14 protein-coding genes and 5 pseudogenes are annotated in these 13,375 nt (G+C 40.1%); 7 read left to right on the top strand and 12 right to left on the bottom strand.

Annotation, left to right across the window (positions count from 1 at the left end):
- Positions 1 to 7: 7 nt before the first annotated feature.
- The 4 genes and pseudogenes from mtnK to PSI14_RS09440 form a co-directional block, all read right to left on the bottom strand.
- The gene (mtnK, locus tag PSI14_RS09455) at positions 8 to 1,273 is read right to left on the bottom strand and encodes an S-methyl-5-thioribose kinase (protein ID WP_273575674.1); all 1,266 of its coding nucleotides are present in this window, start codon (positions 1,271 to 1,273) and stop codon (positions 8 to 10) included.
- Positions 1,274 to 1,414: 141 nt separating this feature from the next.
- Complete coding sequence (locus PSI14_RS09450; protein WP_273575673.1) at positions 1,415 to 1,786, bottom strand: YkgJ family cysteine cluster protein; 372 nt, start codon at positions 1,784 to 1,786, stop codon at positions 1,415 to 1,417.
- Between the two features lie 468 nt (positions 1,787 to 2,254).
- Positions 2,255 to 3,202 (bottom strand): glycosyltransferase family 9 protein, encoded by a 948-nt coding sequence (locus tag PSI14_RS09445; RefSeq protein ID WP_273575672.1) that lies wholly within the window; start codon positions 3,200 to 3,202, stop codon positions 2,255 to 2,257.
- 303 nt (positions 3,203 to 3,505) lie between these two features.
- A pseudogene (locus PSI14_RS09440) lies at positions 3,506 to 3,946 on the bottom strand (IS110 family RNA-guided transposase); the annotation flags it as partial.
- Between the two features lie 64 nt (positions 3,947 to 4,010).
- Here PSI14_RS09440 and PSI14_RS20365 point away from each other — a divergent pair.
- The 4 genes and pseudogenes from PSI14_RS20365 to PSI14_RS09425 all read left to right on the top strand — a co-directional run.
- Positions 4,011 to 4,142 (top strand): annotated as a pseudogene (locus PSI14_RS20365) (IS982 family transposase); the annotation flags it as partial.
- The gene (locus PSI14_RS09435) at positions 4,114 to 4,542 is read left to right on the top strand and encodes a hypothetical protein (protein ID WP_273575670.1); all 429 of its coding nucleotides are present in this window, start codon (positions 4,114 to 4,116) and stop codon (positions 4,540 to 4,542) included. The pseudogene PSI14_RS20365 and the gene PSI14_RS09435, both read left to right, overlap by 29 nt.
- A 309-nt stretch (positions 4,543 to 4,851) precedes the next feature.
- Positions 4,852 to 5,145, top strand: coding sequence for a hypothetical protein (locus PSI14_RS20165; RefSeq protein WP_370688840.1), 294 nt, complete (start codon positions 4,852 to 4,854; stop codon positions 5,143 to 5,145).
- Between the two features lie 325 nt (positions 5,146 to 5,470).
- Positions 5,471 to 5,614, top strand: coding sequence for a hypothetical protein (locus tag PSI14_RS09425; protein ID WP_273575669.1), 144 nt, complete (start codon positions 5,471 to 5,473; stop codon positions 5,612 to 5,614).
- A 63-nt stretch (positions 5,615 to 5,677) separates the two neighbouring features.
- On the opposite strand, the gene PSI14_RS09420 is transcribed toward PSI14_RS09425, so the two are convergent.
- The 5 genes and pseudogenes from PSI14_RS09420 to PSI14_RS09400 all read right to left on the bottom strand — a co-directional run.
- Positions 5,678 to 6,145 (bottom strand): hypothetical protein, encoded by a 468-nt coding sequence (locus PSI14_RS09420; RefSeq protein ID WP_273575668.1) that lies wholly within the window; start codon positions 6,143 to 6,145, stop codon positions 5,678 to 5,680.
- Between the two features lie 8 nt (positions 6,146 to 6,153).
- Positions 6,154 to 6,594 carry an EndoU domain-containing protein gene (locus PSI14_RS09415; RefSeq protein WP_273575667.1) on the bottom strand — a complete coding sequence of 147 codons (441 nt, stop codon included), beginning with the start codon at positions 6,592 to 6,594 and terminating at the stop codon, positions 6,154 to 6,156.
- A 419-nt stretch (positions 6,595 to 7,013) separates the two neighbouring features.
- A pseudogene (locus PSI14_RS09410) lies at positions 7,014 to 8,005 on the bottom strand (Tn3 family transposase).
- A gap of 71 nt (positions 8,006 to 8,076) precedes the next feature.
- Positions 8,077 to 8,202, bottom strand: a pseudogene (locus PSI14_RS09405) (hypothetical protein); the annotation flags it as partial.
- A gap of 1,126 nt (positions 8,203 to 9,328) precedes the next feature.
- Positions 9,329 to 10,012 (bottom strand): annotated as a pseudogene (locus PSI14_RS09400) (IS6 family transposase); the annotation flags it as partial.
- A gap of 104 nt (positions 10,013 to 10,116) precedes the next feature.
- On the opposite strand from PSI14_RS09400, the gene PSI14_RS09395 reads away from it, so the two are divergent.
- Together PSI14_RS09395 and PSI14_RS09390 are read left to right on the top strand one after the other, a co-directional pair.
- A complete protein-coding gene (locus tag PSI14_RS09395; RefSeq protein WP_273575666.1) occupies positions 10,117 to 10,782 on the top strand; it encodes a helix-turn-helix domain-containing protein in 666 nt (221 codons plus the stop codon).
- Positions 10,775 to 11,173, top strand: coding sequence for an antiterminator Q family protein (locus PSI14_RS09390; protein WP_273575059.1), 399 nt, complete (start codon positions 10,775 to 10,777; stop codon positions 11,171 to 11,173). The genes PSI14_RS09395 and PSI14_RS09390 overlap by 8 nt, the downstream gene beginning before the upstream one ends.
- A gap of 276 nt (positions 11,174 to 11,449) precedes the next feature.
- Here the strand turns inward: PSI14_RS09390 and PSI14_RS09385 are convergent, their stop codons facing one another.
- The 3 genes from PSI14_RS09385 to PSI14_RS09375 all read right to left on the bottom strand — a co-directional run bounded on the left by PSI14_RS09385 (position 11,450) and on the right by PSI14_RS09375 (position 12,645).
- Entirely contained in the window at positions 11,450 to 11,797 is a 348-nt protein-coding gene (locus tag PSI14_RS09385) for a DUF3969 family protein (RefSeq protein ID WP_273575665.1), read from the bottom strand.
- On the bottom strand, positions 11,797 to 12,222 hold the full coding sequence (locus PSI14_RS09380) for a hypothetical protein (RefSeq protein ID WP_273575664.1): 426 nt from the start codon (positions 12,220 to 12,222) through the stop codon (positions 11,797 to 11,799). The genes PSI14_RS09385 and PSI14_RS09380 overlap by 1 nt, the downstream gene beginning before the upstream one ends.
- Positions 12,223 to 12,486: 264 nt before the next feature.
- Positions 12,487 to 12,645 carry a hypothetical protein gene (locus tag PSI14_RS09375; RefSeq protein WP_273575663.1) on the bottom strand — a complete coding sequence of 53 codons (159 nt, stop codon included), beginning with the start codon at positions 12,643 to 12,645 and terminating at the stop codon, positions 12,487 to 12,489.
- On the opposite strand from PSI14_RS09375, the gene PSI14_RS09370 reads away from it, so the two are divergent.
- Complete coding sequence (locus PSI14_RS09370) at positions 12,616 to 13,308, top strand: DNA adenine methylase (protein WP_273575662.1); 693 nt, start codon at positions 12,616 to 12,618, stop codon at positions 13,306 to 13,308. The two genes, PSI14_RS09375 and PSI14_RS09370, sit on opposite strands and share 30 nt — an antisense overlap.
- Positions 13,309 to 13,375: the final 67 nt, after the last annotated feature.

Below are 13,375 nucleotides of genomic sequence, written 5' to 3'. Positions count from 1 at the left end.
CAACCTCTTAACACTGTGCAATATAACGTTTAATTAGCGAAAAATTGGGATAATTTTCTCGATTGACTATCAATTCCCGCGCCAATTTCAGCGCCCGCTTTTCACAGATGGCGCGCTGGTTTTGATCTTCAATCTGCTTGAAATCGGCAACACCAGAAAATCCAACAATACGGCGATTAATTTCCAGGCCAGCATAAGCGAGCGTGTCCTTAAATAAAGTAGATAGAAAGTCATCTTGTACTGTTTTCAAGAAGGATGCATCGAATGTACCTTGCTGATAAAGCACAACAGGATAAGCATCCCCAATCTCTTTCTCATTCCATAATTGACGAAAATGACGCTCAAACACTGACCAAGTTGTTTCTACTTGCTCCAGAAGCCATGTTTGATAATCAACACATTGTGCATTATTTTCTCGTAGGGCTGGCTGAGCAAAATAAGCCATCAATAAATTACCGATGTAGTTACCGATATCAAACGCCATTGGCCCCATGAAACTGAATTCTGGGTCAATCACCTTGGTGGAATTTGGCGTCACCATGATTGAGCCGGAATGGAGATCACCATGCAGCAGGGCTTGTGCTTGCGTCATGAACTGATACTTATATTGCATGGCTGCTTGAATGAGTGCTCGATCTTGCCAGATGGAGTAGATTTCGTCGTCAAGCTGAGGGGCCGTCCAGTTATTTCTCTCTGCGTTGAAATAAGGTTCAGTGAAAATCAGATCTTCAGTGATCTTGCAAAGTTCATGATTGTTAGCGAAGCAGGCAATGAGATTTTTTTTCTCTTTACCCGTTATTCCAATATCGGAAGTATGAAACAACGTATTTGCAAGGAAAATTCCAATATCTTCTGCGAGATGGGGAAGTTTTTCCCCAGCAATGAGCCACTTACGTAGGATGATATGCTGAGATAAATACTCCATGGCAAAGAGAGACATGTTCTCATCATAAAAATAGACATCAGGAACATATTCTTTGGCGATTTTTTTTTCTTCAATCAGGGCATGATATTCAAAATGAGAACGAACAAGAGAAAGCTGCCATGATTCCCCCGCCGCCCGTACATAAGGCAGGGCTTGCTTCACGACAATCGTCTTTTCTTTTCCGGAGACAATAAATACTAAGTTGAGATTTCCATCACCCACTTCTTGAATTTGCCAAGTTTCAGGGGAACCGCCAAGTGAAATGGTTGTTGGTAAATTTTCAGCAAGATAGTGAGGTAAAGATTCGCAAGTTTGTGGGATATATCCTGTAGGGACATGAGCAGACATTATTTTCATCCTGATAATTTCATGAAGGAACGTTCATAAACTGCACAGCGATAACTTATTCTGCTGTAATGGAATTTACATTTGTTAACTATAGATATGCAAAAGTATGGTGTCTGTGATGGAACTAACATTAAACATCAGTTAAGTTTGAGGTTTTGGCAGGGGAGGAAGGCCGTAAGCCGCTCTGGCACGATCACAACTTTCATTATAATCGCCAGTTTCCCAAGCTTGAGGAAATTCTCTGCAAGGAGAGGGCCTTTTGTCATAGATGGAGCAGGAGACCGACTCACCAATTTCACCGCATAAATTGATACATCGGGGATGGGGTTCATTTGTTCCTTTCATGCAACGCATGAAATCATTTAATTTTTCTGTCGTGGATATGGGAACTGTACCGCCGCCATCCTCAGCTTCAGCCCAATAAAATGAAACACGAAAGTAGGCGCAGCAAGCACCACAGCTAATACAGACATTATCCTGTAACTTAGATTGAGAAGTTAACGTTTGACTCATACCAGATGTCACTATCTGATGTTTAAGACATAAACTTAGGTAAAATTACCTTATCCTCAAAGGCTGCTTTTCAATAAAAAAGCGAGTCTCTTTAAAAGAGATTATGTTGCCAAATTATATATTTCTTCAAGAAAAATTTATATTATTTGGATGTGTTTGAAATTATTAAATAAATTACTTCCTATTAAAGTATTGGTGGATAAGTTATAGTTATAATTAGTTATTGTTTCTTTGGTTATGAATTGTTTTTTAATGTTAATTTAATAGTTTTAGTAATAAGAATTGGAACTTGAAGCGTTTTTTGGCAAACTAAATATAGTAGTTTCAGTGAAATAGAGAGTGGATATGGAGCTAAAATTACCTTCCAAAATAGATCAAATATTTATTCATAATGATGAGCGTATTTTTTGATGATGGGTTTATTTTTGCAAGTTGTAGTGCTATTGATTACAACTTGCAGTTTATTATTTACTTTTTAAGCAAGGAGAATATAGCTGGATAGACTGTATCTAAATCGATATTGTTAACATCATTAGGATCGTAAAATATAATACATTTATCTTCTGTAGCCAGTGGAGCCCAATTTTCAGGCATTGTCACACCGTAAAAGGCGATAAGATTTTTTTGTAATGCAGCAGCTAAATGGCAGATACCACCATCACCGACAATAATCAATGTCATACTGTTCAATAAAGCTAAAAAAGAATTTAGTGAGTCAGATATTACAACTTCACTATTTTTTCCTATACGCGCTCTTAAATCCTCGGCTAAAGGAGTATTCTGTTTATATGAAGAAATAATAAATTTTGTCTCTGGATAATTATCTAGTATTTTATTTGCTATTAGAGTTAGGTTCTCATTATTAATGAGACTATTTTTTCTATTATTGGAAACAGAAAATAAAACTCTGGGGGATTGATGTTCAGCAGTCTGAATCACATTTTCAAATTTAATATAAGGAAAAAATTCAGGGGATAATTTGTTCTCAATAGATGAAAATGTGCGTAATACTTTTAAGGCCTGATGATAACCGTTGACTTGCACTTGCTTCACTGGATAGTTAATTAATTTAGAATGCCACTGTTTGTCTGTAACAACGGCATAGCGTTTTTTCGCGCCTAATAACCATAGAAATAAATTATTTAACTTCATCGGCGTTGGTTTGGCCGATATAGCAATATCAAATTTTTTTCGACGAAATGCTAACGCAGTTTTAAAAATAGACAGATATTTATTTCCTCTGGGAATAATGTGGATATTGATTTTAGGGCACAAATAATGAGCAAGCTCAGCATTACCCATATCTATAAATAGATTGATCTCTGCGTTGGGATATTTTTTCTGTAAGAATTTTATTAATGGCTGAGTGCAAATAAGATCACCAAGTCCATTTCGACGTAAGATGGCTATTTTCATATGGAGGCTATTAAAATGAAACAAGTTTTATCGTTTATAATTTGTGTAACTATAGCCAAAAATAGAAAACAATGATATTGAGTTTTGTTATTTAATAAAAACTGCACTTGTTCAAATATTGAACTATAGAGAATTGTTATTGATGGTGTTTAGATGATTTTGCGAGCGTCTGCAGAAATGAAATATGATAGTTAATTAGTTGATTTTAAATAAAAATATTTGTTCTATTTTTAAATGTTCAGGCTTAATAACGTCAGACATACTATCTCCTTAACTTCAGCTTCGTTTAAGAAGGGAACTAAAGATACCATATTCCAGTCCAAATCCCCGTATCGGGTTAATCAGCGCTGTCCGATTTTTCATCAGACGCTGACGAATTCGGTGCAGGCACTGAATATCTTGTTGTTCTATCGTTTTTCCCGGCACATAACGCATACCCGGACGACTGTCAGCTTCCACAATGGCAATGGCGTCATTTTTATCATTCTTGCTGCCCATTCTGAAAGGCGAGACATATTGAGGACTGATTTGTTTGACTTCATGCCCAAATTGTCTGAATTGGCGGCTCCAATAATTGGCACTGCCACAGGCTTCCATAACTATCCTTGAAGACGGCTGTTGGGCCATGAAAGCCATAAGTTTTTCACGGGACACCACTTTGTTTTGAATCGATTTCCCAGAAGAAGACACGATATTTAACTGAAAAACTCGCTTTGCCAGATCAATTCCGATAATTTGTTCCATGGGACACCTCTTCATATATTCAGCATGGCTCACTGAAGCCGATTTGGGGAGGGGGCCATTTCATTATTCAAGGCATCGGAGCGTAGTCGGCTTTTTACTGGAGATTATATCAGGACTCATTGCTTATACCTTCCAGCCGAAAAAGCCGAGCTTAGGTTTACGTACCCATGAAATTGCGATGCTTAAACAAAACTGAGGTTAACTTAGACCCTTACCTGTTTGAGTTTTTCTTCTATCAGAAAATGTATCACCTGATTAATAGAGGCAAACTATGCTGCAATGCCAGTGTTTCTTACTGCGATATCAATCACGATTTGATCAATGACTCACTGGTTGATGATATCGAGAAAATTGCGCTGGAATTTGGGTATCCAAAATTGCCCGTGTACTGCGAGTCAAGCCTGGACATCGACGAATCCCGTTTTCTGAAACGATCCCTAATAGGGCAGTTTGGCGGGAGTTGCATTTTGAAAACCCGTGATAGCATCAAAGTAAATCTTAACAAAAGGGAAGTTGATGGCGAAGCCAATCACCTTCCCGACTACGGAGTAAAAGACCATGATGATACTGACGACAGTATCGAAGAAGACATCTAACAAGTCGGCTCTTGTATTTTGGTGCGTTGGAACAAAACGTAAGGGCATACTTGATGGCCGTATTGACTTTGACCATGAAGAATCCGATCTGTTGCGGAACTAATTGCTATACGCTATCTGGCATTGGACAAGCAAGTGTTCTGCCGAGAACCTAGAGCAGGCTCCGGTTACAAGCTGGTAGTTTCCAAAGGAGCCATCAAGAAGCTGGCGCTGGGTAAATCCAGCAAGAAATTCGCTGTTAAGTTCGCGTCTTGCCTCTCTGGCCGGTTGAAAAAGGTCTCCATTGAAGTATCACAGAGCATAGAGTTCATGGATGAGCTGAGAGAGGGTAATGTAGAACTCCTTGATGCAGACAAGCAGGTCTACACCCAAACCTATGACGAGATCAGCACACCGGCGATCGGTCCCGTTCTGGTGACTCAACACGCTATTGATCAATACCAGGCCAGAATCACTTCTGGAGGTCCCAAAAAACCGTGGGCTTCTCTTGTTGCCCGTCTCCAGCATCCAGAACTCCAATTGCAGCCATTCGATGAAAAAGTGGCACGTCATAAGGCCAGAAAATATGGCAGTGTGGACAACGTTGAAGTTTGGGGCCACTGAGACTCTAAGTTCAAATATCTGATGATTATCAATGCTGACAGCAAAAAATGTGTTCTTGTGACTGTTTTTAAACGAAATAGTTGCGTAGTTATGGTTTTTGGGTAGTTATTTATGGAAGAGATATATTTAATGATTCAAGAAAAAAGATGGGCAATGGCTGTCCATTGGCGGTGGTATATTGCGTATTAGAACATATCTTAAAGGAACTGTGCATCTCGAAGTTCATCTAGAAATGGTATGGCGACTCAATAGTATTTTGGTATTTCTTTACCCTATAGCAATTCCGCCAGAATTCAGGCATATGAATGGTTAAGAAGGATAAAGAGTGTTAAGCCTGGTTTGTTTGCACACTGGGAAATTTGTACGCGGCGCGAACGGTCAACGACAAGAGCCGGATGACGGGAGACTGTCACGTCCGGTTCCGTGGGAGCGCAGGGGGGAAGTTCCCTTGCGCTCCCCGTACAGATAAAAAAACGACCGTCATTCATGTTGAAATGAGTATAACGGCCAAATTAGCCTTGTATTAATTGATTTATAATTTTATTTTTTCTAGATATCGCATGGCATATACACGTGCCCCCATTGTTGAGGATTTTAAATATTCCAGCCTTTCAAAGAATTTAATTGCATGATCCTTCATCGCAATTAAAAATTCATTTTTATCGATAGAAGTTTTAACCTCTGAATGACAATTTACACTGACACATACTCGTCTATGCCCTTTTAATGGGATGAACTTCACTTCTATTGGTTGATCAGGAAAATAACATTTAAACTCCTGATTTTCATATACTAATGACAATCCTTTAGAAAAATAACTCCAAATTTGATCTATGTAGTCCCACATTAATTTAGTGATAAGGGGCTTACCATTGATGGTTAATTCCAATGCGCCATCGATATAATCAATGTCTTTTATATCACCTTCATATTGAAATATATCAATAAATTCATCTCCAACTTTAATATATGTACTTATGTTTATATTTGTATATATCATTTTTACCTCTATTCTAACTTCGGATAAAACTGGCCTATTCTTCCCCTGTTAAATCCAACGACATACAGCTTACCTTTGTATCGTCCTTCAATTTGGTATTGACCAGCCCCTTCCCGCAACAAAATCTTTCTGTGTTTTTTCATTATACTCTCAATGGCGTGAATAATCTCTTTTACTGACATTTTGCAAGAAAAATACGTTTGAGTCGGTTTGGTTGTACCATTCCAGAAATAAGGGTGATGTCGCTCGAGGATGTGTTTCATTCCTTTTCTATCTAATTTAAAAGTTTGATTTCCAATTTTGTAAGTTTTGCCATTAAATGACCTAAGTTCATTAACGACATTATGTTTACAGGCTTTTTTATCGGGATTTACCACAGAGTTCGCATGAGACAGTGAACCGAATGCCACACAAAAAATCGTCAGAATGGCGACAAATAATTTTTTCATCATTATTTCCTATTTTACAATAAAAAATTGGTCATATCGCTTTGACATGAGGTATTTACTATTACTCTATAACTAGGAACATACAGAATATGCAGATGTGAAATTGGAAACTACAGCATTAATTTAAATAGAGGAAATAGTTTTTTTAGATTAATTTTTAAATAACCATCTGAATTTAATTTATAATAAATGAATGATTTACTGGATTATAAATATAAGCATTCTGATTTATAATAATTTTAATTTCGTTTAATAAATTAATGAATTTGATCATTGATAGTAGATAAAATTTGGCTTAAATTGGCTGATGCTGAAATATTGGTCACCAAAACTGAACTAAAAAAATACCGATTTTCAAACTCCGAGTCTAGAACAACAAAATGCCTACAATGGACTAGCGGGAACATTTGAACAGAAACTTACGGTTTCACATTCATTACATGTTTATAAGGCAATAGAGAAATGTGTGCGAGTATCTCGTTATCCAGTGTTTCACCTTGCCGCCGGAGCTCATCAACAATGTGGCTAATTCGGATCGTATTCCAGTATAGAATCGCATTAGATACCAAGCTTAGGGCACTCGCCTTATTCATGATCTCTACATAATCACCGGTCGTAAATTCTCCCTGATTGGCAAAGAAGATCCAGCGTGGCAAATTGTGACGGTATTCGCCTTTGTTGAGTTGGCGTTGAACGGTACGACGTAAATTTTCATCGGTAATATAGCGTAAGATATACTCTGTTTTGATAACTCGCCCCAAATTGGTGAAGGCTTTTGATAACCTGTCGGAAGGAAAACTGTTGGTCAGGCGCTCTACAATCACATGCGCCGGGGCGGTTCGTTTTTTGAGTGACTGAGCCACATGAATCATTTCGTCCATTGCTCTTCAATGATGCTGAGATCGGCGGTTTTATTCAACAGCGGCATGAATACACTATAATTGACATGACGCTCCACCCGGTAAAGTTGTTGATCCTTCAGATCACGTATCCTAGGCATAAAGTAATATCCCAGTAAATAGCACAAAGCGAAGATTATCTCGGTATAGCCGTGTGTGTCTGTGGTATGTTCCTGGGGTTTCAAAATAGTATTGTTTTCCAGAAGACCGTCAAGGACATATAACGTTTCTCTTGGATTGCAAGAAATAGCTTTCGTACTGTATACCGAATATTGATCAGACACATGGGTATAGATCCCTATCGCTTTTTCATAGTAACCATAGTACCGGGGGTAATATGCTGCCAATAAACTGTCAGCCCGGATACGAAAACGTTGTGCGTCGGATGACGATGTTTGACCCGTTCCATGTATTTCACTGAATGGTAACTGATGATGCTGATTAACAATCTCGGCACTGGCTGCGGTAAGGGTTTCTTCACGCACATAGTATTGCAAGACATGTCGCAGCATATCGACGGTGTATCATCAACACTTGCACTCATTGCGACCACACCCAAATTAGTCGTTTGAGAAATCAGGGCTGAAATCAGTGTCTTGTCAAATTCCGGTGGTCTGGATTGATGCTGTTGTACAGGAATAAAGTGGCGTGTGAAATTCGTTTTTCTGTCCACCTCAATGAGTAATTGTTCAATACGAATAGAAGGCATACTGGCATCAATGACTTTTTGTAGCTTTTTTACTTCCTGCGGAGTATCGGCCTTGTCATAACGTTTCAGTTTGAGTTTTCCTTCCGTAATTTCAGCAAAACTATCCCGTGCAAAGTACTTTTCTGCTTCCTCCACACTGTGATGAAAACGTAGGAGCAAGTGTGCTTTTATCTGATCTTTGAAAGGGAGCTGAAAGTCATGGTAGGCAGAATCACGGGTATCTTGCCAATGATGCTGATTTAACATCAAATCCCAAAAAGAGATGTGCTGTTTACTCTTGGGTATAAACAGATTTCCGGAACGTAAGGCTTCCTTAATAGCAATCGCCACACCCAGCTCCCAAGCATTACGTTGGATTTTACCTTCTTTTCCTTTCAGAGAACGCCGAAGTTCCCGAGGGATAAAATCGGTGGGTACATCTTGAGGCAGTTTTTGCAATTCACCGGCGTCAAGCTGGCGAATCACTTGAATCGCTTTCAGAAGTAACTCCGTTCCCGGTTTAGCCTGAAATGGCAGATGCAGGAACGCTGGGAAATATTTTCTCAAACTGGGATAACGAGCCAGCAGAATATCGCCATATCCACGTTCTTCCAGTTGTTTAAAGATGTGCAAGTCTGCCACCGATTTCAGCAGTCTCTTTTCATCAATCCTGTGCCACAGATCCGCTTTGTTTAAGGGTTTATCATCCAACCAATTCAGGAGAAAATGTGTTGTCTCCAGCATGATATCAATAGCTTTCTTCTGACGCTGACGAAATTCACGGTGTTTCTTTTCGTATTTTTGTTTTCCCTTACGCAACATATCCATGATGTACTGGTCATGCATTTTCACCAGATAATCTAACAGTACTTTCCCTGTCTCCAGCAGGAAACAAAGCATTAAAGCGTAACGTTTGTTTTCTTTAAACCGCCTGATATCTCTGGCATCGTATCGAAGCGCTAATTTGTAGAGATAATCCATAAAAGCAGGATCTACCATTCGCGACCCGAGGGTATCAATACCAATACGGTCAAGAGACAAATAGCGTTCCAGATAGTGTTGAATTGACGTGATTGTGGCTGAGGGCGGAAATTCGGTTCTGTCGCATTAACGACAAGAGTTTGAATAAAGGCGCATTGCTGATTATTTAGGCGACCCAATGATAAAACATGGCTGCGGGTGATAAGGTCTTTCCTTTCGGTTGAACATATTGACCTTTACGTAACATCGAAATGATTTCTATGCCCGCTAGCAGCGTTTGGGCTAGCCGAAAGGATTTAAACCCGAGCATCGAGCGTGTTCGACGTTTGATATTACGGTGATCTTGCTCTATCAAATTATTGAGGTATTTGCTTTGTCGGATCGCAATAGTTTCCTCTTCGGGTTTACCAATATTGAGCGTTTCTAAGGCTGCCGTGTTAGCGCCACTTTTGTCTATCGTCACAACCTCGGGTTTACCTTGATGGCGTATGGCTTTGCGGAAGAAACGCAATGCAGCTGCCGTATCGCGTTTAGCGGTCAGTAGGAAGTCAATCGTTTGACCGGCGGTATCGACAGCGCGATACAAATATTTCCATTGCCCTTTGACTTTTATGTAAGTTTCATCCATACGCCATCGACGCCCCACAGGACGTTTATGCCGACGAAAGGCCTTATCCAATAGCGGCACTAATCGAGTAACCCAACGGTGCAACGTTGAATGATCAACGTTAATACCGCGTTCAGCCATCATTTCTTCGAGGTTGCGTAAACTCAAGGCATAAGCTAAATACCAGCGAATACACTGAGCCATAATATCAGTCGGATAATGGAGACGTTTGAAGGTTTTTTTGAATTAAAGACATGATGAGACCATACAATAAAAGCAGATATCTTAGCTAACTTTGCCTTAATGCGACAGAACCGCCCGCCCACCTTGAGGCAGCAGAAGCGGCCTTGAAGAAATTGAAAATCACGCCCAAAGAGGCCCAAACGAAATACGCTGATTACCTGATGAAATCGGGTGCCCATGCCCTCCAGATTGCCTTTGGCACCCTGAGCATGGATAACCCACAGGGCTATATTGATCGTGCGAAGGAGCAGATCAGTGAAGCAGCGAAAGTCAGGGGAACCTTTGAGAGCTACGAAGGTGCACTGGAACTGACTGAACCGGAAAAATTAATGCTGGTGGGTGAACTGGCAGAAATCTATGAGGCAGGTTACTACTGGAACGAAAAAGAGCTGGCGGAAGGCTGTATGCGTGGTGATCGGGTTCACGAAACCGAGAAATTACGCAAAGCAACGGCGAAAGGGTTTGCTGAACAGCTTCCCGAACCGCATACATTATCTGATGTAGTGCGTGAGTTCCTGTATTGGGACTGGTTATATCAGATGCGCAATGTGGCCGACAAGGAACTTAATCCGGGCGGGTATGGCGATGAACGATATTATGTCTATGACCGGGAAGATTACCTTGAAGAAAAACTGGTCACCCTCCAAGCCGTGAACCGCCAAGAGGCTATCGACGTCTGTAAATGGGTGCTGGAGGAAGAGCGGTTCCATGATCGTGAGCTGACCGACAGGATTATCCTCAATCTGGTGGGGGAGTGTGCGAATGCGTGATATGCGGATAATACTTAATCAGTGGGGCGCATGGGCCAGTGAGGGGAATAGTGACGTTGACTGGGAACCCATTGCCGCAGGGTTTAAAGGTCTGGTTCCCAGCACCAGAAAGACCCGCGCCCAATGTTGTGATGATGATGGAATTGCGATTGATGCCGCCGTTCTGCGGTTAAAGAAGCATAACCCGTATTCCTACCAATTGATCGTATTGCACTACATTAAGGCCTCACCATTAAGAACAATGGGGACTAAGTTAGGCATTTCCCACAACGAGGTGGCAAAACGGTTACAGGCTGCTGAGGGATTTATTGAAGGGGTACTGGCCGTTTCTGATGTGGTTCTGGAACTGGACAAATGCGTACAAAAAGAAATCGTTAATAGAGTTGCGTAATTACAAAAGTCGGTATATTGTGATAAGAGTGATAGCAATGTCACACAGCTTATTGAATTATCAGACCTCGCCTCGGCGGGATTTTTTGCTTTCTGGAAGGGATGCCTAAAACCGTCGAGTCGGGTATCGTGCCCACGGCACATAATATTCAGTGAACTGTATTGAGTTGGTGTTATAGAAACTGCGCGAATTGAATCGGTAGGATTAATTGGCGTTTCCCTAATTCAGAGAAACACCAATAACACAGTTTAGGTTAGGTAAACCTTCTATGTTTATCTACCAGTTTGATTTCACCGTGATTACTTTCTCTACTAATCGTCCAATTTCTTTGTTGTTTCTGATGACTAGTAATGTTTCTTGCAGCAATTCGCGAATATTTTTTGGAAGTTTTTCAGGTATTAAACTTTCCACATCTTCAAGTTGACAGCCTCCTTCAATAATATCAATTAATTCACGGGATGCATTTATTTTTTTCAATGATTTTATTTCATCGGGCTGAAATATAAATCCTTCTGCTTCATCAATAGATATTATTTTTTTTTCAAGAGAATACAGTACTCCTACGATTAGAAAACCAATGAATTTCTCTGCATGTTTCTGTTCAATAGTATAACTAAGTTTCATTACTTTATACTCCAGCGATTCACTACTTTCACATTAAATACTTGACCACTTTCATGCTGAAAATAATGAATGGACACTTTATTTCCATTAACACTACCATTTTTATACACTTTATACCATTTTCCTGCTTTTACTTTTCTTAGATCCCGCAATAAGTCTTTCCTGTTAATAATATGCTTAGTTGTTCCATCTTGGACTGGCCTAAACCCTTTAGGATATTGCGGTGCATCCTTGATTGATTTGTAAGTATGCTTAATGCTACTTAATTCATTTCCTTGTTTATTCGGAGTTTTCGGAGTTTTTGGAATCTTAATGAGTGAGATTTGATGTATGTTTGTCGCCGTATCTGGCGCTTGAAAGCTGTGTCCCGAAAAGGGAAGTAATACCAATACAAAACTAAATAAAACCTTTGCAAATCGCTTCATAATGTTAAATATCCTCAATATAAGTCAGTCGGTTTTAGGTATTCTCACAACAGAATTAGAATGACTCTGGTGTAATATGAAGCATTATATAGATACCCAACTAAACGGAATTAAAACCAGAACTGATTTATTTCGGATAAAATATGAATAAAAGATAAATAAAAGATAAATGAAGTTGATTATTAAAAATTATATGGTGAGTGAAATCTTTTAATTTACAACCCAACTACCTAAGAATCCTGGGTAGTTCAAAATCCCGTTTGATCACGGATAACACCATTTGATAACGGATAGTGTTATTTGATCACGGATAACCAATTCAAGGCTGCGCATGGCGTGGCCTTTTTGTTTTCTGGCTGCACCAACAGAGAGGGAGGCGGAGCAGTGAAATACATGGGAAGTAAATCCCGTATCGCGAAACATATCGCCTCCTTCATTTTGGCGCACTTAACGACAGAGACGGTTTATGTTGAGCCGTTTGCGGGTGGTATGAACATGGTGAGTCATATCAATACCAAACATGCTGGTCCTGTTATTGCTGCTGACAGCCACGAATATTTGATTGAAATGTGGAGAGCCTTACTCTCTGGCTGGCAACCTCCAAGACAAATATCACGAGAGCAGTATTACGCAATAAAGAACAACAAGGATGAAATCCCACATCTAACAGGATGGGTGGGGTTCAACTGTAGTTACGCGGGTAAGTGGTTCGATGGGTACGCAGGCGCCACACTGACAAAATCCGGCATTCGTGATTACCAATCGGAGGCTATCAACAATATCCAACGTCAGATAGGTGATCTGGATGGCGTGCAATTGTTGTGCACTGATTATAAAGAACTGAATATCCCAGATGGCGCTGTGGTCTACTGTGACCCACCCTATGCGAACACCCGGCAATACCGCGACGCATTTAATACAGCTGAGTTCTGGGATTGGGTGCGTGAATTATCGAATCGCTGCACTGTATTGGTCAGTGAATACACTGCGCCCGATGATTTTGATTGCATTTGGTCGCGCGAGGTAGTTAGCGGTATCTCAGGAACAAAAACGACATCAATTGAATCGCTGTTTATGATGAAATGACCAATCCATTCAAAACTATTTGATATTCATTCGATATCGGAATTCCGATATCGACCTCCTATTAACC

Origin of the sequence: Xenorhabdus anantnagensis (assembly GCF_028598555.1) — a bacterium.
Lineage (GTDB): Bacteria > Pseudomonadota > Gammaproteobacteria > Enterobacterales > Enterobacteriaceae > Xenorhabdus > Xenorhabdus anantnagensis.
The sequence above is the reverse complement of the archived record's forward strand: the minus strand, read 5'-3'. Positions and strand labels throughout refer to the sequence as shown.

What these genes read in the sequence shown, in the direction of transcription:
- PSI14_RS09385 (WP_273575665.1), bottom strand. Translation starts at nt 11,797, where the DNA reads ATGAAACTTAGTTATACTATTGAACAGAAACATGCAGAGAAATTCATT.
- PSI14_RS09450 (WP_273575673.1), bottom strand. Translation starts at nt 1,786, where the DNA reads ATGAGTCAAACGTTAACTTCTCAATCTAAGTTACAGGATAATGTCTGT.
- PSI14_RS09415 (WP_273575667.1), bottom strand. Translation starts at nt 6,594, where the DNA reads ATGAAAAAATTATTTGTCGCCATTCTGACGATTTTTTGTGTGGCATTC.
- mtnK (WP_273575674.1), bottom strand. Translation starts at nt 1,273, where the DNA reads ATGTCTGCTCATGTCCCTACAGGATATATCCCACAAACTTGCGAATCT.
- PSI14_RS09420 (WP_273575668.1), bottom strand. Translation starts at nt 6,145, where the DNA reads ATGATATATACAAATATAAACATAAGTACATATATTAAAGTTGGAGAT.
- PSI14_RS09370 (WP_273575662.1), top strand. Translation starts at nt 12,616, where the DNA reads ATGGGAAGTAAATCCCGTATCGCGAAACATATCGCCTCCTTCATTTTG.
- PSI14_RS09445 (WP_273575672.1), bottom strand. Translation starts at nt 3,202, where the DNA reads ATGAAAATAGCCATCTTACGTCGAAATGGACTTGGTGATCTTATTTGC.
- PSI14_RS20165 (WP_370688840.1), top strand. Translation starts at nt 4,852, where the DNA reads ATGGATGAGCTGAGAGAGGGTAATGTAGAACTCCTTGATGCAGACAAG.
- PSI14_RS09375 (WP_273575663.1), bottom strand. Translation starts at nt 12,645, where the DNA reads ATGTTTCGCGATACGGGATTTACTTCCCATGTATTTCACTGCTCCGCC.
- PSI14_RS09380 (WP_273575664.1), bottom strand. Translation starts at nt 12,222, where the DNA reads ATGAAGCGATTTGCAAAGGTTTTATTTAGTTTTGTATTGGTATTACTT.
- PSI14_RS09435 (WP_273575670.1), top strand. Translation starts at nt 4,114, where the DNA reads ATGAAATTGCGATGCTTAAACAAAACTGAGGTTAACTTAGACCCTTAC.
- PSI14_RS09390 (WP_273575059.1), top strand. Translation starts at nt 10,775, where the DNA reads ATGCGTGATATGCGGATAATACTTAATCAGTGGGGCGCATGGGCCAGT.